Annotated in this window: 21 protein-coding genes; 11 read left to right on the top strand and 10 right to left on the bottom strand. The window is 57.6% G+C overall.

Annotated features, from left to right (window positions below; translation table 11 throughout):
- The first annotated feature begins 26 nt into the window (after nt 1-26).
- The gene (gene tig / locus ACR0FE_RS03635; RefSeq protein WP_170610238.1) at nt 27-1,358 is read left to right on the top strand and encodes a trigger factor; all 1,332 of its coding nucleotides are present in this window, start codon (nt 27-29) and stop codon (nt 1,356-1,358) included.
- Nucleotides 1,359-1,463: 105 nt separating this feature from the next.
- Here tig and ACR0FE_RS03630 read toward each other — a convergent pair whose 3' ends face one another.
- The 6 genes from ACR0FE_RS03630 to rpsF form a co-directional block, all read right to left on the bottom strand.
- A complete protein-coding gene (locus ACR0FE_RS03630; RefSeq protein WP_170619144.1) occupies nt 1,464-2,327 on the bottom strand; it encodes an acyl-homoserine-lactone synthase in 864 nt (287 codons plus the stop codon).
- A 97-nt stretch (nt 2,328-2,424) separates the two neighbouring features.
- On the bottom strand, nt 2,425-3,126 hold the full coding sequence (locus ACR0FE_RS03625; protein ID WP_170610242.1) for a helix-turn-helix transcriptional regulator: 702 nt from the start codon (nt 3,124-3,126) through the stop codon (nt 2,425-2,427).
- 226 nt (nt 3,127-3,352) lie between these two features.
- The gene (locus ACR0FE_RS03620) at nt 3,353-3,829 is read right to left on the bottom strand and encodes a lytic transglycosylase domain-containing protein (protein ID WP_170610244.1); all 477 of its coding nucleotides are present in this window, start codon (nt 3,827-3,829) and stop codon (nt 3,353-3,355) included.
- A gap of 144 nt (nt 3,830-3,973) precedes the next feature.
- Nucleotides 3,974-4,591 (bottom strand): 50S ribosomal protein L9, encoded by a 618-nt coding sequence (gene rplI / locus ACR0FE_RS03615; protein WP_170610246.1) that lies wholly within the window; start codon nt 4,589-4,591, stop codon nt 3,974-3,976.
- A gap of 12 nt (nt 4,592-4,603) precedes the next feature.
- Nucleotides 4,604-4,831, bottom strand: a complete 228-nt coding sequence (gene rpsR / locus ACR0FE_RS03610; protein WP_005608650.1) for a 30S ribosomal protein S18 — start codon at nt 4,829-4,831, stop codon at nt 4,604-4,606.
- A 27-nt stretch (nt 4,832-4,858) separates the two neighbouring features.
- Nucleotides 4,859-5,212, bottom strand: a complete 354-nt coding sequence (gene rpsF / locus ACR0FE_RS03605) for a 30S ribosomal protein S6 (protein WP_170610248.1) — start codon at nt 5,210-5,212, stop codon at nt 4,859-4,861.
- A gap of 283 nt (nt 5,213-5,495) precedes the next feature.
- On the opposite strand from rpsF, the gene ACR0FE_RS03600 reads away from it, so the two are divergent.
- On the top strand, nt 5,496-6,014 hold the full coding sequence (locus ACR0FE_RS03600) for a hypothetical protein (RefSeq protein WP_480522521.1): 519 nt from the start codon (nt 5,496-5,498) through the stop codon (nt 6,012-6,014).
- A gap of 126 nt (nt 6,015-6,140) precedes the next feature.
- Nucleotides 6,141-6,713, top strand: a complete 573-nt coding sequence (locus ACR0FE_RS03595) for a YceI family protein (RefSeq protein ID WP_170676422.1) — start codon at nt 6,141-6,143, stop codon at nt 6,711-6,713.
- 68 nt (nt 6,714-6,781) lie between these two features.
- On the opposite strand, the gene ACR0FE_RS03590 is transcribed toward ACR0FE_RS03595, so the two are convergent.
- The gene (locus ACR0FE_RS03590; RefSeq protein ID WP_480911086.1) at nt 6,782-8,008 is read right to left on the bottom strand and encodes a cytochrome b/b6 domain-containing protein; all 1,227 of its coding nucleotides are present in this window, start codon (nt 8,006-8,008) and stop codon (nt 6,782-6,784) included.
- Nucleotides 8,009-8,182: 174 nt separating this feature from the next.
- Here ACR0FE_RS03590 and fabD point away from each other — a divergent pair, with 174 nt between their 5' ends.
- The 7 genes from fabD to mltG all read left to right on the top strand — a co-directional run bounded on the left by fabD (nt 8,183) and on the right by mltG (nt 14,517).
- Complete coding sequence (gene fabD / locus ACR0FE_RS03585) at nt 8,183-9,121, top strand: ACP S-malonyltransferase (protein ID WP_480911393.1); 939 nt, start codon at nt 8,183-8,185, stop codon at nt 9,119-9,121.
- Nucleotides 9,122-9,163: 42 nt separating this feature from the next.
- Complete coding sequence (gene fabG, locus ACR0FE_RS03580) at nt 9,164-9,901, top strand: 3-oxoacyl-[acyl-carrier-protein] reductase (protein ID WP_170610255.1); 738 nt, start codon at nt 9,164-9,166, stop codon at nt 9,899-9,901.
- A gap of 210 nt (nt 9,902-10,111) precedes the next feature.
- A complete protein-coding gene (locus tag ACR0FE_RS03575; RefSeq protein ID WP_008756330.1) occupies nt 10,112-10,345 on the top strand; it encodes an acyl carrier protein in 234 nt (77 codons plus the stop codon).
- A gap of 138 nt (nt 10,346-10,483) precedes the next feature.
- Nucleotides 10,484-11,023, top strand: coding sequence for a GNAT family N-acetyltransferase (locus tag ACR0FE_RS03570; RefSeq protein WP_480911082.1), 540 nt, complete (start codon nt 10,484-10,486; stop codon nt 11,021-11,023).
- Between the two features lie 122 nt (nt 11,024-11,145).
- A complete protein-coding gene (locus ACR0FE_RS03565) occupies nt 11,146-11,889 on the top strand; it encodes a 1-(5-phosphoribosyl)-5-[(5-phosphoribosylamino)methylideneamino] imidazole-4-carboxamide isomerase (protein WP_170610259.1) in 744 nt (247 codons plus the stop codon).
- A gap of 207 nt (nt 11,890-12,096) precedes the next feature.
- Entirely contained in the window at nt 12,097-13,362 is a 1,266-nt protein-coding gene (fabF, locus tag ACR0FE_RS03560; RefSeq protein ID WP_480911079.1) for a beta-ketoacyl-ACP synthase II, read from the top strand.
- Nucleotides 13,363-14,517, top strand: a complete 1,155-nt coding sequence (gene mltG / locus ACR0FE_RS03555; RefSeq protein WP_480811758.1) for an endolytic transglycosylase MltG — start codon at nt 13,363-13,365, stop codon at nt 14,515-14,517.
- Between the two features lie 65 nt (nt 14,518-14,582).
- Here the strand turns inward: mltG and ACR0FE_RS03550 are convergent, their stop codons facing one another.
- The 3 genes from ACR0FE_RS03550 to phhA all read right to left on the bottom strand — a co-directional run bounded on the left by ACR0FE_RS03550 (nt 14,583) and on the right by phhA (nt 17,290).
- A complete protein-coding gene (locus tag ACR0FE_RS03550) occupies nt 14,583-15,845 on the bottom strand; it encodes a DEAD/DEAH box helicase (RefSeq protein WP_321254918.1) in 1,263 nt (420 codons plus the stop codon).
- 299 nt (nt 15,846-16,144) lie between these two features.
- Nucleotides 16,145-16,483: a 4a-hydroxytetrahydrobiopterin dehydratase gene (locus ACR0FE_RS03545; protein WP_170610266.1), complete on the bottom strand. Its 339-nt coding sequence runs from the start codon at nt 16,481-16,483 to the stop codon at nt 16,145-16,147.
- Nucleotides 16,484-16,489: 6 nt separating this feature from the next.
- Nucleotides 16,490-17,290 (bottom strand): phenylalanine 4-monooxygenase, encoded by an 801-nt coding sequence (gene phhA / locus ACR0FE_RS03540; RefSeq protein WP_170610269.1) that lies wholly within the window; start codon nt 17,288-17,290, stop codon nt 16,490-16,492.
- A gap of 115 nt (nt 17,291-17,405) precedes the next feature.
- Here phhA and ACR0FE_RS03535 point away from each other — a divergent pair, with 115 nt between their 5' ends.
- Nucleotides 17,406-17,864, top strand: a complete 459-nt coding sequence (locus tag ACR0FE_RS03535; RefSeq protein WP_170610932.1) for an Lrp/AsnC family transcriptional regulator — start codon at nt 17,406-17,408, stop codon at nt 17,862-17,864.
- Nucleotides 17,865-18,061: the final 197 nt, after the last annotated feature.

Here is an 18,061-nt window from a genome sequence, read left to right as displayed (position 1 = left end):
CCCCGAATCCTATGGGGACTACCATAATGCAGGTTACCGAGACGCTGAACGAAGGTCTAAAACGCGGCTACAATATCGTCGTATCCGCAGCCGAGCTGGATGAAAAGGTCAATGAGAAGTTGACCGAAGCGCAGCCGGAAATCGAAATGAAAGGTTTCCGCAAAGGCAAGGTACCGATGGCGCTGCTGAAAAAGCAGTTCGGCCAGCGCCTGTTGGGCGAAGCGATGCAGGAGAGCATCGACGGTGCGATGAACAAGCACTTTGAGGACAGCGGCGACCGTCCTGCGCTGCAGCCCGAGGTCAAAATGACCAATGAGGACTGGAAAGAAGGCGACGACGTCGAGGTCGCAATGTCCTATGAGGCGCTGCCTGCGATCCCCGAAGTAGACCTGAAGTCGGTCGAACTGGATAAGCTGATTGTCAAAGCAGACGACGCAGCCGTCGAAGAAGCGCTGAACAACCTGGCCGAAACCGCGCAGGACTTCAAAGCGCGCCGCAAGGGTTCCAAAGCGAAAGATGGCGATCAGGTTGTGATCGACTTTGTGGGCAAGGTTGACGGCGAAGAGTTCGAAGGTGGTTCCGCCGAAGACTATCCGCTGGTTCTGGGTTCCAACAGCTTCATCCCCGGCTTCGAAGAGCAGCTGGTTGGTGTGAAGGCCGAGGAAGAAAAAGACGTCAACGTGACTTTCCCTGCGGAATACGGTGCCGAGCATCTGGCCGGTAAAGACGCTGTATTCACCTGCACCGTGAAAGAGGTGAAAGAGCCCGTCGCTGCCGAGATCAATGACGAGCTGGCCACCAAATTCGGTGCCGAAGACCTGGCCGCATTGAAGGGCCAGATCGCTGAGCGTCTGGAAGCCGAATACGCGGGTGCGTCGCGCGCTGTCATGAAGCGTGCTCTGCTTGATGTGCTGGACGAGAAAGTCTCGTTCGACCTGCCGCCGTCGCTGGTTGAGGCTGAAGCCAAGCAGATCGCACACCAGCTGTGGCACGAAGAGAACCCGGAAGTGGAAGGCCATGACCACGGTGAGATTGAGCCCACTGACGAGCACAACAAACTGGCGGAACGCCGCGTGCGCCTGGGCCTGCTGCTGGCCGAACTGGGCCAGAAGGCCGAGGTTGAAGTCACCGACGCAGAAATGACGCAAGCTATCATGAACCAGGCCCGCCAATACCCGGGTCAGGAGCGGCAGTTCTTTGAGTTCGTGCAGCAGAACGCTCAGATGCAGCAGCAGCTACGCGCGCCGATCTTCGAAGACAAGGTCATCGATTACATCGTTGAACTGGCGCAGGTTGCCGACAAAGAAGTCAGCAAGGACGATCTGCAAAAAGCCGTTGAGGCACTGGAAGAGGAGTAATCCTCTTCCACCCCCCCCCCCGGGCAACGTGGGGCACAAAAAAGCGGAGCCGTCTGAAATTAGACGGCTCCGCATGGGTGGCTTTGTACTTATGAGGTGAGGGGGTCAGGCCTCATGAGCAAAAGCACGGGGGGTTCGTAGCAGAGCGGTCTTTTGCTCTGGCGTAAATCGGTCCGAAAGCTCTTCGATCAGTTTCAGAACATCTTCGACTTCGGCCTTGCTCGTGGCCGCGTTCATCTGTTCGACAAAGTACCGTTCCAGTTGCGAAAGCGGCTGATGGTCGAAGTTAGCGACCGGCTGCTGTGGCGCTGCTTCGGTCTTGCCATGGGCATAAAGATCCAGAGCCGCTTCCTCGGTCAGGAAGACATCATGCTCAATCCCGGCATAGTTGCGAATTCCTGCAATCCGTTCATCCGAGCAATCCATGAGTGCGGCCATGGCGACGACCTTGCCCATGGGCTTGGCTGTGCCGACATAGTCATAGGGCGCGTTGCCTGAACGTTGCAGGACCCGGTTCATCACTGGATCGATCACTGCGATCGAGTCCAGAACTCCGGCTGTCTGTGCGTATTCGAACGAGCCGATCATGACTTCGCTGGTGACGTAGGATACAGAGTTCTTACCGCGTCCGCGTCCAAGTTTCTTGGTGTCGACGCAGAAGCGCGTCGCTTCCCAGACCTGGGCACTGCGTATGGGTGCCTCGCCATCCAGGATAGAGCTGAAGACGTCGGCCAGCATGTGTGGCCCGGTCGTCTGCAACAGTCGCATACACCCAACGACGTCCCCTTCGTCGTTGATGCTGACAACATGTGCAGGATGTAGGTCGTCAAAGTGATCGCGCTCGCGCCCATCTTTGATGTTGACATCCCAGCCAAGGCGATCCCCGAAAACCCGTGCCCGCAGCTTGAACATGTCGTCCAATACGTCTTTGAATTTGTGCTGGTTCATACCATCAATTACGATGATCATTTCCATCCCCCTACAGTCTGGTTACCGTGTCTTCGAATTTAACCAAGATTCGGTTTAAGACTATTGGGGGTTTCCCGTAATTTTGTCTTTTTTTTGATTAACCTGGGGCAATTAGGCCCATTCCGATGGCCCGTCCGATGGCCTGCGGAGTGGTGAGCGCGCCGAGTTTCTCGCGGCCCGAACGCATGTGCACTTCTACCGTGCGGTGTGAAATGGACAGAATATCGCCAATGTCCTGCTGAGATTTACCCTCGGCGACCCATTGCAGGATCTCTTTTTCCCGGGTCGAAAGGGTCGGCAGGTACAACGCTTTCGCCAAAAGACCGGATTGCATAACGGTGTCATGCGCGTGAACCGCGGCCATCTGAAGATCGCCCATCACATGCTTCTTCAGCTTTTCCCACTCCGCGTCCGAGCAATCCCTTGTGACACTGAGCATTCCGCATTCGCCGTACGGCCCCCGGATCGGAACAGTCAGCCCGCGCGATGTAATCCCGAAATCATTCGCATCGCGGAAGACAGCATGGAATTTCTCGTCATGGTTAAACCGCCCCCAGTCAACGGGCGCGATGCTAAGCACTGACTGATAAATCGTGGGGTCGAAATGGTGATAGCCGTGGCTGCCATAGTGAATCTTCCACTCGTCAGGGTAGTTCGCATAACCCTGCACATCACCTTTGATGGGGTTCATGGTTGCATAGGAAGCGTAGTCAAAGCCGAGCTCATCGCAGACGGCATTGATGATGTCTGAGGCCGACTTTTCCTCATGGTCGATTGCGGCCAAGTCTATCAGTTTCACCGGTCCAACCCTTACAGTGACACTCCTAGCCCCAAAGAAATGCCGTCTTCGTCCTTCACGGTGTATACGTTGCGTCAACCTTGGGGTGTTGTGCAAGCCATTTGTGCAAGCCGCGTATGCTTATTGCGTACTTAAAGCAACAGAACGGGGAAAAACATACCTTTTCGGCACTTAATATCCCGGATTACCTCCGGTTGACGCGAAGTTCGGGGCGTTTTGAGGGGGTTTATTCCGATCGCAGGCCCGTTTCGACCAGCATTTTTCGCGCTTTCGCTTCGGGATAGAAGCCCTTTGCGTACAGAAAAATCGCCCGTTGCTGATCCCCATCGGACAACAACCATGCCCCCCTTAGGTACTTTCCGGCGAATTCCAGATTGGTGTCTGCATCCAGCAAGCCTTGCGCTTTCCCGTCATACCCCATCGAGCGAGCCGTTGCGGGAAGGATTTGCAGCAACCCGTAATACGGCCGGTTGACCGCCCATGGCCGATGTGTGCTTTCCCGGATCGCCAGCTTGTGTACCAGTTCGCGCGGCAGTTCGTAGTGATCGGCCCACTTGTTGATCGATTCGCGCAGTTCGGCGGTCTCGTTCGGATAAAGCGGTGGATCAAATGCTTCGTCTGAGGGCCGGTTGGAGCCGCTACAGGCGGCGATGGGCGTTGCAATCAGAATAGCCAGCACACTGCGGCGAAGGAACAAAGTCATAAGATAGCTCCGACAATGGAGGGGCCGATGATATGAAACGAAATTCTGACTGCAAGGTTGGGTTTTTTGGAGCAGCAAAAACTTGCTGAAATAAAAAGAGGCCGCGCATGGTACGCAGCCTCTTTCTCGTCATTTCCTGTCGGATCAGGCTTTGGCTTCGTCTTCTTCAGCCGAAGCTTCCGGTGCCAGATCTTCGTCTTCCGAAGCGGCAGAACCGATGTCGTCGAACAGTTCGGCAATCTCGAATTCCGCGGCAGCTTCTTCTTCAGCAGCCAGTTCCTGGATCGATTTACCGGAGGCTTGCAGTTCGGCTTCTTCTTCCGAACGTGCAACGTTCATCTTGATCTCGACTTCGACCTCGGGGTGCAGTTTGACTGCGAGCGAGTGCAGGCCCAGTTCCTTGATCGGAGCAATCAGAACGACCTGTTTCTTATCGACAGTGAAGCCTGCTTCGGTTGCGGCCTCTGCGGCGTCACGCGGCGTGACCGAGCCGTAGAGAGCGCCGGCATCCGATGCCGAGCGAATCACGATGAACTGCTGACCGTCCAGCTTTTCAGCCAGTGCTTCAGCTTCTTTCTTGGTTTCCAGGTTGCGTGCCTCAAGCTGCGCTTTCTGGGCTTCGAACGACGCGATGTTGGCACTCGATGCGCTCAGCGCCTTGCCCTGGGGCAGCAGGAAGTTGCGGGCGTAGCCGGGTTTGACGTCAACGACGTCGCCCATCTGACCCAGTTTCGCGACGCGTTCCAGAAGGATAACTTGCATGTCAGTCTCTCCTTACTTCACGGCGTAGGGCAGCAGGGCGAGGAAGCGCGCGCGCTTGATAGCACGGGCCAGTTCACGCTGCTTTTTCGCCGAAACGGCGGTGATGCGCGAAGGTACGATCTTGCCACGCTCAGAGATGTAGCGCTGCAGCAGACGGGTGTCTTTGTAGTCGATTTTCGGCGCGTTCTCACCCGAGAACGGGCAGACCTTGCGGCGGCGGAAAAATGGTTTTGCGGCCATGGTTTGTGTCCTTTCGTCAGGCTTTGATCAACGGCGCTCGCGGCGGTCGCCACGCTCGTCACGCTTTTGCATCTGAACCGACGGGCCGTCTTCGTGGCCGTCGACCTTGATGGTCAGAACGCGCATGACGTCTTCGTGCAGACGCATCAGGCGTTCCATTTCCTGAACGGCGCCCGAAGGAGCGTCTGTCTTCAGGAAGGCATAGTGGCCTTTGCGGTTCTTGTTGATCTTGTAGGCCATCGTCTTGACGCCCCAGTACTCGCTATCAACCAGCTTGCCGCCGTTGTCAGCCAGAACGGTGCCGAAATGTTCGACGAGGCTTTCCGCCTGCGCGTTGGACAGGTCCTGACGCGCGATCATTACATGCTCATACAGTGGCATGTGCACTCCTGTTTATATCAAGGCGCATTTCAAAGGCGGGGCTTTCTGGTCCTTCGCGACCCTGCCACGAGAGGCTGCGCGATTCATAACTCTTGCGAAGGATGGCCCCATATACACGTTTGAGCGCGAGGGGCAAGCCCCGCCACATATGCCTTTGTGAAGTCGCCCTAATTCCTTTGGCGTGCCCAATTCCTGACGCTTTTCGGCTCAAAGTTGTTTTGTATGCCGGGGACTAGCCGGAACGAGCAAATTCAGTACGGCAACCTGAGACGGGGTAAAGAAAATGACCGCTACGAACACAAACGCAATTCACAAAACGGCCACTGGTTCGCGATTTGAACATTCTGTGCCTGTCATGGTGGCCTTCGCACCAAACTGGAAAGCGAGAATGATCTTGGCGCGGGCCCTGGGCCTGATTTTGATCGTAGCCGCGTTTTCCATGTGGCTTATGTCCGGGTCCGTTGCAGGACCCGAAGTGTGGCCCATCAAACTGGCGGCTTCGATGATGTTCCTGCTGGTCGGGGTCAGTTTGCTGACGATCGAGATTATGGATGCCCGGCCGGACGCATATTTTGATCCGATCCGCCGCGAAGTGCGCGTGCTGCAGAAAAACGAAAATGGTCGCCCGCAAACGGTTCTGCGTCGCAGCTATGAAACCCTGGGGGGTGCACGTTTTGCGGATGATCAGGTCGAGTTGTTCGACATGGATGGCAGCCTTCTGATGAAGCTGCCGCTGCAATCAGCGGATGTAAGCCGGGCGCTCAAGGGGCAACTTAGCGGAAACGTTACGATCTTCGCCTAAATCCCGTTCTGTTCAAAAAAGAACAGAATTTGTGAGAGAATAGAGGTTGAGTGCCGCCCTTGGGCGGCACATTTACGTTAGTGAGCAACCATTCTGGGTTGCACCACCAATTCTGCGGAGTTTGTTATGAAACCTATCCTCCTGGCCGCCGCACTGGCCGTATCAGCAACATCGGCTTTTGCTGCTGCCGAGAAATATGTTCTGGACTCAAGCCACAGCCAGGTCGTCTTTACTTACAATCACCTCGGGTTTTCGACCACAACCGGGATGTTCTCGGGTTTTGAAGGCGAGATCATGTTCAATCAGGAAGACCCCGCTGCGTCGAGCGTGACCGTCTCGATGCCGGTGGTCGAGATGATCACGGGCTGGAAACCGCGCGAAGATCATTTTATGTCCGAGGATTTCTTTGCTGCGGCCGAGGGTGATTTGGCCACCTTTACCTCGACCGGTATTGAAGTGACAGGCGAGAACACTGCCAAGATCACCGGCGATCTGACCCTGAACGATATCACCAAGCCCGTGGTGCTGGATGCAACGCTCAATCAGGTTGGCGAGCATCCGATGGCTGGAAAGCAGTGGGCCGGGTTCGACGCGACCACAACCCTGCTGCGCAGCGACTTCGACCTGGGCCAATTCGCGCCGTTCGTCAGTGACGAGGTGGAAATTTCTATCTCGATCGAAGCGCAAAAGGCTGAATAAGACAGATTTGGCTTTTGAATAGAAAACCGCCGGTGCTGAAACACCGGCGGTTTTTTTGTTGGTCAATGTTACTTGGCCCGCGACGCGGTCAACTCTACTGCAACGGTCACGGCAAACGCCAGCGAGTCTTCAGCGGGCATTTTTTTGCCAATGTCGAAACTCAGCCGGTCCAGCGTTATTTCTCCGGTCATTGTTGCGACATCATCCTGAATACTCAGAGCGAAGGGCAAAGCGATGTCCAGCGTCTTGTCTCGGATTGTCAGGGGGCCACGCGCCTCGTATCCGGATTCGGTTTTGAACAGGTCGGCATCGAAGCTGGCGGTCGGGAACTGGCCGCTGTCGAAGAAATCCGCGCCCATGGCCTGATCCGTTACGGTTCCGAGGCTCAGCGAGCCGATGGCAATGGTCACGTCCACCGACCCTGCGAGGCCGGGTTCTGCCGGTTCGTCGAAAGTGATCGCGGCGGTCCAGTCAGAGAAGCTGCCGGTTACAGGGCTGCCAAGTTGCTTGATCGTGATCGACAGGTTTCCTTCCTGCACCTGCCAGTCCGACTGAACCTCTGCAAGTTCGGCGGTTTCAGTGGAAACGGCAGAGTGTTTGGTGAAAACACCGGTGGTCCAGCCAGCCGCCAGCACACCGCACCAGATGACCAGCGCGGCGGCGGCGGGGACAAGTGAGTGTTTCTGTGCGGGCGGCTTGGGCGCATCCGTTGCGCCCGGCAACATCCGACGCAGCGTACTGTCCTTATCCACGACATGGTGTTTCAGCGCTCCTGCGATGTGAAGCACCAGCGAACCCGCCAATACGATGATGAACAGCCAATGCAGGCTGGCAGTCAGTTCAGCCAGAGCGGGCGACTTGGGAATGAATGGCAGGTTCTGGCCAAAGGGCCACAGGATGGGTGCGAACCCTTCGGCGGCTGCGTGGTGCAGCCAGCCGGTCAGGGGAACCAGCACAAGCGAACCATACAATAGCCAATGCACTGTTTCGGCGGCGAATGCTTCGGGCTTGTTTTCTGCGTTCAGCAAACCGGGTTTGGTTTGTGTCATCGTCCAGAGGATACGGGCCAAGGCCACGAAAAAGACGGCGATGCCCACAGTTTTGTGCAGCGAAAACAGCCGTGCGGCCTGCGCGATGTCGTCCTCGGTAGTCGGAATTGACGGGTCATAGATCGCCTGGGCCAGGTTGTTGGCAAAAAAGCCCAGTGGCAATGCCGTGAAAATCAGCAATGCCGTCAACCAGTGAAAGGTCTTGGCAATACTTCCGTAGGTAGAGAAGGTATTTTTCGAGTGCATTGATCGGATGCTCCGAAGGTGAAGGTCTGGACACAACCTATATCCGTGTGAACAGGACACAATATGACCGTGCGCACAGCGATGGTGCCGGAATGCAGAGCGCAGGCAATGCTTGTGCCGGGCCAATTGTCGGTTTACACCCCGCCGCAACCTAACGTCATCCATGAGGTTGCAATGACACTCGCGTTCGTTTTCCCGGGGCAGGGCGCCCAGACCATCGGTATGGGCAAAGCACTGGCCGAAGCCTATCCCGCCGCGCAGGCGGTATTTGACGAAGTGGACGAGGCACTGGGGGAAAAGCTGAGCAGCCTGATCTGGGATGGCGAGATCGAAACACTGACGCTGACACAGAATGCGCAACCGGCGCTGATGGCGACCTCGATGGCGGCGATGCGCGCGCTTGAGGCCGAAGGGGTTGCGATTAGCAATGCGTCCTATGTCGCGGGGCATTCGCTGGGTGAATATTCGGCGCTTGCTGCTGCAGGGGCTTTGTCGGTCGCCGATACTGCCCGCCTGCTGCGCACACGCGGTCAGGCTATGCAGAGCGCCGTGCCGGTAGGTGAAGGCGCGATGGCCGCTGTGCTGGGGCTGGATCTGGAGGCCGTTCGCGCGGTTGCGGAAGAGGCCGCGCAGGGCGAGGTCTGCCAGGCGGCGAACGACAATGATCCCACACAGGTTGTGGTATCGGGCTCCAAGGCGGCTGTGGAACGTGCCGCAGTCATTGCAAAGGAAAAAGGAGCCAAGCGGGCGGTCATGCTGCCGGTCAGCGCGCCTTTCCACTGTGCTTTGATGCAGCCGGCTGCCGATGTGATGGCCGAGGCTCTGGCCTCGGTCGAAATAAAGGCGCCGGCCGTTCCCTTGGTGGCGAATGTGCGTGCCGAGGCCGTGACGGACCCGGATCTGATCCGCCAGTTGCTGGTCGAACAGGTGACGGGTTCGGTCCGGTGGCGTGAAAGTGTGCAGTACATGGCCGCGCAGGGTGTGACCGAGACATGGGAAATTGGCGCGGGAAAGGCGCTGTCGGGCATGATCCGAAAGATCGACCGGGCTATTGGCGGCAAGGCTGTCGGTACACCCGAAGACGTGCAGAATGCGGTGCAGGCCGAATCGTAATCTCCACACGCGTCGACACAGACGAACCAAGAGGGAAACCGAATGTTTGATTTGACAGGTAAGAATGCGTTGATCACCGGGGCTTCGGGCGGTATCGGGGGCGAAATTGCGCGTACCCTGCATGCGGCGGGCGCGTCGGTAGGGCTTTCCGGCACACGGGTCGAGCCATTGCAGGCGCTTGCGGACGAACTGGGCGAACGGGCCCACGTTTTGCCCTGCAACCTGAGCGACGCCGAAGCGGTTGCAGCGCTGCCGAAGCAGGCGGCCGAAGCGATGGGATCCGTTGATATTCTGGTGAACAATGCGGGCATCACGCGCGACAACATCTTTATGCGCATGTCGGATGAAGAATGGCAGAGCGTGATTGACGTGAACCTGACCGCGACCGCCAAACTGTGCAAAGGCGTTCTGCGCGGCATGATGAAGGCCCGCTGGGGTCGTATCATCAATATCTCGTCCGTGGTGGGCGCAACCGGTAATCCGGGGCAGGCGAACTATGCGGCGTCCAAAGCCGGAATGGTGGGCGTGACCAAATCGCTGGCCTACGAAGTGGCAAGCCGCGGAATCACCGCGAACGCCGTGGCTCCGGGCTTTATAACCACCGCGATGACCGACAAACTGACGGACGACCAGAAGAGCGGAATTCTGGGGCAGGTTCCGGCGGGCCGTATGGGTGACCCTTCGGAGATTGCCGCCGCAGTTCTGTATCTGGCTAGCCCCGAAGCGGGATATGTTACCGGAACCACCTTGCATGTGAATGGCGGTATGGCCATGTTGTAAGCGCGGCGCAGGGCAGGCGCGAAACCGTTTGCCTTGTGCGTTGTCTGTGCTATAGGCGGCGCAGATATGTGGGGGCCGGTCATTCAGGTTGGTCTTCGCCATGCCCGGTCAGCCGGGTCTCAAACCGCCCGGAACGGGCAAACCAAAGCCAGCCTGAGCGGGCAAGGGCAGAACCGGGCAATGCGCCCTGAAACGGAATGAGGAAAAGACATGAGCGACGTCGCAGATCGCGTTAAAAAGATCGTTGTTGAGCACCTGGGTGTCGAAGAAGACAAAGTCGCGGAAAACGCGTCCTTCATCGACGATCTGGGCGCGGACAGCCTGGACACTGTTGAACTGGTTATGGCCTTCGAAGAAGAGTTCGGCATCGAAATTCCCGATGACGCAGCCGAAACCATCCAGACCTTTGGCGACGCCGTCAAATTCATCAGCGAAGCGTCCTAAGCGTTTCGTGTCGAGATAGAGCGGCGCTTCCGGGCAACGGAGGCGCCGTTTTTTTGTGCCCGGACCGATTTCCCGCTTGCACGGCGTCTTATTGCTTCGCACTGTTTCCACTGAGGCAAAATTCCAGGCGGGCAGGGCATGATAAGATCCACCCCGATGATAAACACGGCGCGACTGACGCTGTGTGCGATGCGACCGGAAGATTTCAACCGCTTTGCGGAAATCTGGCGAAATCCGTGTGTTGTGCGCCATATCGGCGGCAAACCGAAATCACGGGGCGAGGCGTGGGATGCGTTCCTGCGTAATGCCGGACACTGGCAGATGGCCGGATTCGGACAATGGGCGGTGATCCAGCAATCGAATCGGCAGATGATCGGTCAGGCAGGATTTTTCTACGGCGACCGGGGTCTGGGTGAGGATTTTGGCCGTTTCCCCGAGGCAGGCTGGGTCCTGGCCCCCGAAGCGCAGGGAAAAGGACTGGGATACGAGGCCGCACAGGCTGCGCACGACTGGTTCGACAGGGTCATTCCCGGGCCGTTGGTCGCCATGGTGGATGCCACAAATGAAGCATCGCAATGTCTGGCGCAGAAGCTGGGCTACGTTCTGATGCGTGAATGCGAATACATGGATACGCCTGTCCATCTGTTACGGCGAAATGGTCCGCCAGCACGCGCCTGAAACACAGTAATTGTAGCAATGCCGCAAATAGAGCGTGGTTTGCCGAAACTGTTTGAAGCAACCGTTTCGGCGCTGTCTATGCTATGCTGGATTTTACAGCGATTGGGCGAAGGAGCATGCTCATGAGGATTTATCCCACGATGGAATTGCAGAACGGACGGTGTGTCTCGCTGGACAAAGGCCGTCTCGATGAAGCCATGGTCTGGCATGTCGATCCGGTTGCAACCGCACGCAGCTGGTCCGCGGCCGGGGCCGAATGGATGCAACTGACGGACTTCGACGCAATCGAAGGGCGCAATACCAACGCCGAACTGATTGAAGAAATAATTCGAAGCGCGGAAATGCCGGTGCAGCTTGCCGGCGGTATGCGAAGCCGCGAGCACGTCGAGCACTGGATCGACAAAGGTGCCGGCCGGGTTGTGATCGGAACTCTGGCCGCGCGTGATCCGCACGTGGTCAAGGAACTTGCCAAACTGCACCCCGACCAGATCGTTTTGGCCGTGGATGTCTGGCAAGGTCAGGTTATGACAGAAGGCTGGCGCAGCCAAAGTGCCTTTACGCCAGAAGCGTTCATCGATGCTTTTGCCGACACGCCATTTGCTGCTATTCTGGTCACTGATATCGACAGCGACATGGATGACGTCGAAGCGCAGTTGGGATTGATTTCGGGTCTGGCCAAGCACTCTCGGACCCCGGTCATTGCCAGCGGCGTCGTTCGCACGGCAGACGATATATCGCGGCTGGCCTACATCTCTAACATCTCGGGCGCGATTGTGGGCCGTGCGCTGTTCCGCAAGACACTGAGCCTGTCCGAAGCGCTTAAGGTTGCGGCCGCTGCCCATGAACCGGTGGCGCAGTTCCAATAGGACCGGCCCGGTATATTTAGCCCGCCCTTTTCCGTTTCAGGGAAGGGGCGGTTTTTTTGCAGAGCGGTGGTGCATTCCTGCTGAACCACAATATATGACCGGCATTGGCGAAATGACGCTAACAAGGAATGCGCCCTTGCTCTTGCCCCCGCCCCCCGGGGCGGGGTATGGACGGTTCTCATACAGGAAGCAGGCAAGAGGCATTTCATGCGCAGAGTCGTTGTAACCGGTCTGGGATTGGTCACTCCTTTGGCCAGTGGGGTCGAGGAAACCTGGTCGCGGCTGCTGGATGGGGAATCCGGCGCGGGCCCGATTACCCATTTCGATGCTGAGGCAAGTGGTGTCACCACGACATATGCCTGCGAAGTGCCGCGTGGAGACGGCACGAACGGGACTTTCAACCCTGACGACTGGCTGCCGCCGAAAGAACAGCGCAAGATCGAAGATTTCATTCTGTATTCGATTGCTGCTGCAGACATGGCCTGTCAGGATTCCGGCTGGTTGCCTGAAGATGAGGAAAGCCGCCTGCGGACTGGTGTTCTGATCGGCTCGGGCATCGGTGGGCTGGGGTCCATCGCGGAAACTGCCAATCTGATCCGCGACAAGGGCCCGCGGCGTGTTTCGCCTTTCTTTATTCCTGGCGCGCTGATCAACCTGGCGTCGGGTCAGGTGTCGATCCGTCATGGCTTCAAGGGACCGAACCATTCGGTCGTGACCGCCTGTTCCACCGGGGCGCATGCGATCGGCGACGCCAGCCGCATCATCCGCGCCGGCGACGCTGACGTGATGGTGGCCGGTGGCGGTGAAGGCTGCATCTGTGAGATCGGTATTGCCGGTTTCAACGCGTGTAAGGCACTGTCGACCAAATATGCCGATGATCCGAAGAGGGCCAGCCGCCCTTATGACATCGACCGCGACGGGTTCGTCATGGGCGAGGGCGCAGGCATCGTTGTTCTGGAAGAATATGAACATGCCAAGGCGCGCGGCGCGAAGATCTACGCCGAGGTTCTGGGCTATGGCATGTCCGGTGACGCCTATCACATCACCGCGCCGTCCGAGGACGGTGATGGGGCCGAGCGTTCGATGAAAGCAGCGCTGCGCAGTGCCGGGCTGGAACCGAAAGATCTGGACTATATCAATGCGCATGGCACCTCGACCATGGCGGATACGATCGAGCTGGGCGCAGTGGAGCGTTTGCTGGGCGAACATGCCAGCAAGGCGACCATGACCTCGACCAAATCGGCCACCGGTCACCTGTTAGGGGCTGCTGGCGCGATTGAGGCGATCTTCTCGATCCTTGCGATCCGCGATCAGGTGGCACCGCCGACGATCAATCTGGACAACCCGGCGGTTGAAACACCCATCGATCTGGCACCGAACGCTAAGCGTGAGCGTGAGATCAACGTCGCGCTTTCCAATTCGTTCGGCTTTGGCGGCACAAACGCAAGCGTGATCTTCGGAAAGGTCAGTTAAATGTGGCGGGCCCTAGCGTCCAACGCGCTGACCCTGCTGGTGGTCGGCCTGTTTCTGATGGGCGGTCTGATCCTTTGGGGGCAATCGCAATACAAGGCTGAAGGTCCGCTGCAATCCGCGATCTGCCTGCGGGTGGAAAGCGGTTCGAACATGACACGTGTTAGTCGCGATCTGGAGGATCAGGGTGCGATCAGCAATGCCATGATCTTTCGCATGGGCGCCGACTATACGGATCAGGCGCAGAAATTGAAGGCGGGCAGCTTTCTGGTGCGCGAAGGCGCCTCGATGCAGCAGATCATCGACGAGATCACCAGCAGTGGTGTAAGCACCTGTGGTTCCGAGATCGAGTACCGTATCGGTGTAACCCGCACGCAGACCCGTGTACGCGAACTGGACCCTGCGACTTTGGACTTTGTCGAGGTTGCCTCATTTGGATCAGATGAGGAAACTCCGGCGGAATACGCAGAAAAACGTGGCGAGGCTGACACGCGCTATCGGGTGTCAGTGGCCGAGGGCGTGACCGCGTGGCAGGTTGTTGACGCGCTGAAGTCATTTGATGCGCTGAGTGGTGACGTAACCCAAATTCCGGCCGAGGGTGAGTTGGCACCTGACAGCTATGACATCAAGCCAGGCGACGACAGGAATGCTGTCTTACAGAAAATGCAGGAAAAGCAGCAGCTTCGGATCAATGCAGTCTGGGAAAGCCGTCAGGACGGGTTGCCACTGGAAAGCCCGGAAGAAATGCTGATCCTTGCGTCCATCATCGAAAAGGAAACCGGCGTGCCGGAAGAGCGCGGACAGGTAGCCAGCGTATTCGTGAACCGCTTGAAGCAGGGTATGAAGCTGCAGACAGACCCGACCGTAATCTACGGTATCACCAAGGGTCAGGGTGTCCTTGGACGCGGATTGCGGAGGAGTGAGCTGCGGCGCGCAACCCCTTGGAATACTTACCTGATCGATGGGCTTCCGCCGACACCGATTGCCAATCCGGGACTGGCAAGTCTGGAGGCCGCAGTTGCACCAGAAGAAACCGACTATGTCTTCTTTGTTGCTGACGGAACTGGCGGTCATGCTTTTGCGGAAACCTTGCAGGAGCATAACCGCAATGTTGCCAAATGGCGTGAGATCGAAGCCGAGCGCAACTCGGGCAACTAATCCGCAAGAGACATGAATAAGTGGCCGGGGGCGCATCGCCGCCGGCCATTATTGTTTTTGTGCAATCAGGCCGCCGGGCGACGGCGTTGCCTGCGCCGCCTGGAAGGGGCGGCGTTCGAGTTTCCGGAACCCGAATGCGGTTTGGAACCCCTGCGACGATTGCCCTGACGGCGCGCAGGTTTCTGAGGCTCGGCTGCTTCAGGCAACGCGCCGCTGGCGACGGGAATCTCAAACTTCATCAGCTTTTGAATTTGCCGCAGCAGATCGACTTCTTCCGGTGCGCAAAACGCGATGGCTTCACCTTCGCGCCCGGCACGGGCCGTCCGCCCGATGCGGTGGACATAATTGTCGGGCACCTCGGGCAGGTCATAGTTGATCACATAGGCAACGCCGGGGATGTCGATCCCGCGTGCGGCCACGTCTGTCGCCACAAGAATCTTGATCTCGCCCGTGCGGAACGCCTTGATGGCGCGGTCGCGTTGTCCCTGGCTTTTGTTGCCATGGATCGATGCCGCGTTGAATCCGTCTGCGACCAGCCCCTTCATCAGCTTTTCTGCGCCATGTTTGGTGCGGGAAAACACAAGCGTCAGCGCCTCGGGGTCGGTGGACAGAATATCACGCAGTTTGCCGGGCTTTCCGGGCTTGTCGATGAAGTGGATGGATTGAGTTATCTTGTCCGCAGCCTTGCCCGGTGGCGAAACCTGCACCCTTTGCGGGTTAGTCAGATAGGCGCGGCTGAGTTCCTCCATCTGCTTGGGCATCGTGGCTGAGAAGAGCATGGTCTGGCGCGGGCTGCCCAGATGCGGCGCAATGCGGCGCAGGGCGTGGATGAAGCCCATGTCCAGCATCTGATCGGCTTCGTCCAGCACAAGATGCCGGACGGCGCCCAGATCGACGGCGCCGCGATCCATCAGGTCGATCAGGCGTCCGGGCGTTGCCACGAGGATGTCGGTGCCGCGTGACAGGAACGAAATCTGCTTGTTGATGGACTGGCCACCAACAACGGTCGCTACACGCAGTTTGGTCTTTTTGGTCAGATTGCGCAGACTTTCAGCGATCTGATTGACCAGTTCGCGTGTAGGGGCCAGGATCAGTGCCTTTGCCGTTTTGGGGGCCGGCTTGCCTGGCTGGGCCAGAAGGTGGTCAATCAGCGGCAGGCCGAAGGCCAGCGTTTTACCTGTACCGGTCTGGGCCAGACCTAGAATATCGTGTCCCTGAAGCGCAAGCGGAATGGCCTGGTTCTGGATGGGGGTGGGTTGGGTAAGTTGCGCGTTTTTCAGGGCGTCATTCAGAGCGGGTGCAAGACCCAGCATGTCGAAGTCGAACAAATCGTATTCCTTTTTGGTCCGCAAAGCCGGGTTGGCCGCGAACATGAAATTCTGGCCACGCAACTTGCGCGACCGGCAGGGTTTAGCGAGACCTCAGGACGGGCAGGCGGGTCCTGCGCCATCCGGCCATCGCATCAAGAACCCTGCGTGAAGGGGAACTGGAGGGTAGGAGCGCTTTAGGCAGGCTACGAGCCTGCCGATGCTCACGCGTCAGCGCTGTGTTGAGCGGCACATGAGGGTTATAAGCGCAATTGTCAAGCGTTGCTGAATGCAAGCGCTTGTTTGGGGTGGTTATCGTGCTACGCCGTCAGAGCGTCCAGTTTTGCGGCCCAGATGAAGTCATTGTCACTGAGGCCGCCGATCTCATGCGTGGTGAGCCGGACCACTACGTAACCATAGCCGAAACTGATATCGGGGTGATGCCCCTGCTGATCGGCGAGCCATGCGCAAAGATTGGCCAGATAGGTCGCCTTGGCAAATCCCTTGAACTTAAAGCGTCGCGTCAGTGTTTTGGTTTCGGAATCAAGCTGCCAGTCCGGGCTGAGGGCCTTGAGATGCGACTTGGCGTCTTGCGCGGTCAGCGGCGGTATGCCGCCGGAACAAGGGACGCATGTTTGATCTGCTAGTTTCTGTGTCATTGTGGATCACTCGGCAGCGGTTGTTTTTTCAGGGAACTTGTTCGGCAGCAGACCGAGAGACTGGGCGCGGTGGACGTCGGCCAGAAGGTTGCGCTCGGCCGCTTCGAACAGGTCCTCTGGATCGTTTAGCACAAAATACCCCATCTGGTGCATATCGATCCGATAAGGAGTGCGCAGGATCGTCAGGGCATCAAACGGGTCCCGATCTGGTATGTCGCTGTTCACGGCGTATACAAGTTCGGTGGGCGAGGAAGCCAATCCTGATCCCAGCGCTTTGATACCACCTTCCTGGCGACGCAGCCCAAATTCGATTGTGAACCAGTATAGCCGGATCAGCCAGGCGTAGTCGTTCGGTCCCGCCTGTTGCCCGGCTTTACCGATAGCATGGCTGAACGCCGCAAAACGCGGATCACTCAGCAACGGAGTATGGCCGAAGATTTCATGAAAAATGTCGGGCTCCTCAATATAGTCAAAATCTTCACGTGAGCGAATGAAGGATGCCGCAGGGAAAGTTCGATCCGCCAGCATGCCGAAGAAAGTCTTGAACCCGATGAGGGCCGGAACCGGCTGTACCCGCCAGCCGGTCAGATCCAGCAGACGCTCGGAGATGTCCGCGCAAGACGGTACGGTTGTTTTGGGAAGATCGAGGCGTGCCAGCCCGTCCAGGTATTCGCGCGCCATGTAGCGCTGAACATTTGGCGCTTGCGCGGCATAGAGATCGGCCCAAACCGCGTTCTCTTCATCCGTGTAGACTATGTGGCCGCGGCTGTCGGGTATTTTCGCGACGTAGCTGGTTGATTTGGGCATGATGTATCCTCCTGAAACAATTGTAGCCCTTCAGGTTGAAATAAATGTCTGGAAAGAGGCAATTGGATTGCTATTTTGAAATGTATGGACGCCCAGAAAGGAAATTGTGAAACATATGCTTCATGATGCGGATATTGCGGTTTTGCGGGAATTGCAGCTGAACGGCCGGTTGTCGATGCAGGATCTGGCAGAGCGAACCGGGTTGTCGGCCTCGCAATGCTGGCGGCGGGTGCGTGATCTGGAAGCGTCGGGCGTTATTGCCGGCTATGGGGCGCAGCTCAGGGCCAAGGAAATCGGGTTGAATGCGATCGCTTATGTCCATGTTGCGCTGCGAGATCATCACGAGGACAGCATCAAGTCATTCCTGCGTTTGGTGGAGACTGAACCGCAGATAGTGGAGTGCGCGTCCATCACCGGGGACCATGATTTTATTCTGAAAGTGTATGCACGAACACCGGAGGACCTTGAGGGCTTTATCATGCAGCGTCTTCTGAAGTCCGGGCTGGTTCGCGATACCCGGAGCAATTTCGTGCTGCGTCAAAACAAAACACGGGCGCCTTTGCCTTTGCGTTGATTGTTCGACAAAGGCTTGAAGTTTGCCCGGTAGGCGAAAGAAATCATTAATAATTTTGTCACGATGCCTGTTGCGCCGACGTTGCGCGAAGCCTTGACTGTGCGGCCTTTATCGCGTATAAGTTGTGTCATGCTAGAAGAAGTGGGCAACGGCCCCGGGGCAACCCGGTGGCCGTTTTTCGTTTCTCTCGTGCGGAA

This window comes from Ruegeria sp. K7, from assembly GCF_056531785.1.
Note: the sequence above shows the minus strand (reverse complement) of the source record. Positions and strands in the feature narration are given on the sequence as shown.

Bases quoted from the DNA above. Each gene is read 5' to 3' on its own strand.
- tig (WP_170610238.1), top strand. From the start codon at position 27: ATGCAGGTTACCGAGACGCTGAACGAAGGTCTAAAACGCGGCTACAAT.
- ACR0FE_RS03630 (WP_170619144.1), bottom strand. From the start codon at position 2,327: ATGATCATCGTAATTGATGGTATGAACCAGCACAAATTCAAAGACGTA.
- ACR0FE_RS03620 (WP_170610244.1), bottom strand. From the start codon at position 3,829: ATGACTTTGTTCCTTCGCCGCAGTGTGCTGGCTATTCTGATTGCAACG.
- rplI (WP_170610246.1), bottom strand. From the start codon at position 4,591: ATGCAAGTTATCCTTCTGGAACGCGTCGCGAAACTGGGTCAGATGGGC.
- rpsR (WP_005608650.1), bottom strand. From the start codon at position 4,831: ATGGCCGCAAAACCATTTTTCCGCCGCCGCAAGGTCTGCCCGTTCTCG.
- rpsF (WP_170610248.1), bottom strand. From the start codon at position 5,212: ATGCCACTGTATGAGCATGTAATGATCGCGCGTCAGGACCTGTCCAAC.
- ACR0FE_RS03600 (WP_480522521.1), top strand. From the start codon at position 5,496: ATGACCGCTACGAACACAAACGCAATTCACAAAACGGCCACTGGTTCG.
- ACR0FE_RS03595 (WP_170676422.1), top strand. From the start codon at position 6,141: ATGAAACCTATCCTCCTGGCCGCCGCACTGGCCGTATCAGCAACATCG.
- ACR0FE_RS03590 (WP_480911086.1), bottom strand. From the start codon at position 8,008: ATGCACTCGAAAAATACCTTCTCTACCTACGGAAGTATTGCCAAGACC.
- fabD (WP_480911393.1), top strand. From the start codon at position 8,183: ATGACACTCGCGTTCGTTTTCCCGGGGCAGGGCGCCCAGACCATCGGT.
- fabG (WP_170610255.1), top strand. From the start codon at position 9,164: ATGTTTGATTTGACAGGTAAGAATGCGTTGATCACCGGGGCTTCGGGC.
- ACR0FE_RS03575 (WP_008756330.1), top strand. From the start codon at position 10,112: ATGAGCGACGTCGCAGATCGCGTTAAAAAGATCGTTGTTGAGCACCTG.
- ACR0FE_RS03570 (WP_480911082.1), top strand. From the start codon at position 10,484: ATGATAAGATCCACCCCGATGATAAACACGGCGCGACTGACGCTGTGT.
- ACR0FE_RS03565 (WP_170610259.1), top strand. From the start codon at position 11,146: ATGAGGATTTATCCCACGATGGAATTGCAGAACGGACGGTGTGTCTCG.
- fabF (WP_480911079.1), top strand. From the start codon at position 12,097: ATGCGCAGAGTCGTTGTAACCGGTCTGGGATTGGTCACTCCTTTGGCC.
- mltG (WP_480811758.1), top strand. From the start codon at position 13,363: ATGTGGCGGGCCCTAGCGTCCAACGCGCTGACCCTGCTGGTGGTCGGC.
- ACR0FE_RS03545 (WP_170610266.1), bottom strand. From the start codon at position 16,483: ATGACACAGAAACTAGCAGATCAAACATGCGTCCCTTGTTCCGGCGGC.
- phhA (WP_170610269.1), bottom strand. From the start codon at position 17,290: ATGCCCAAATCAACCAGCTACGTCGCGAAAATACCCGACAGCCGCGGC.
- ACR0FE_RS03535 (WP_170610932.1), top strand. From the start codon at position 17,406: ATGCTTCATGATGCGGATATTGCGGTTTTGCGGGAATTGCAGCTGAAC.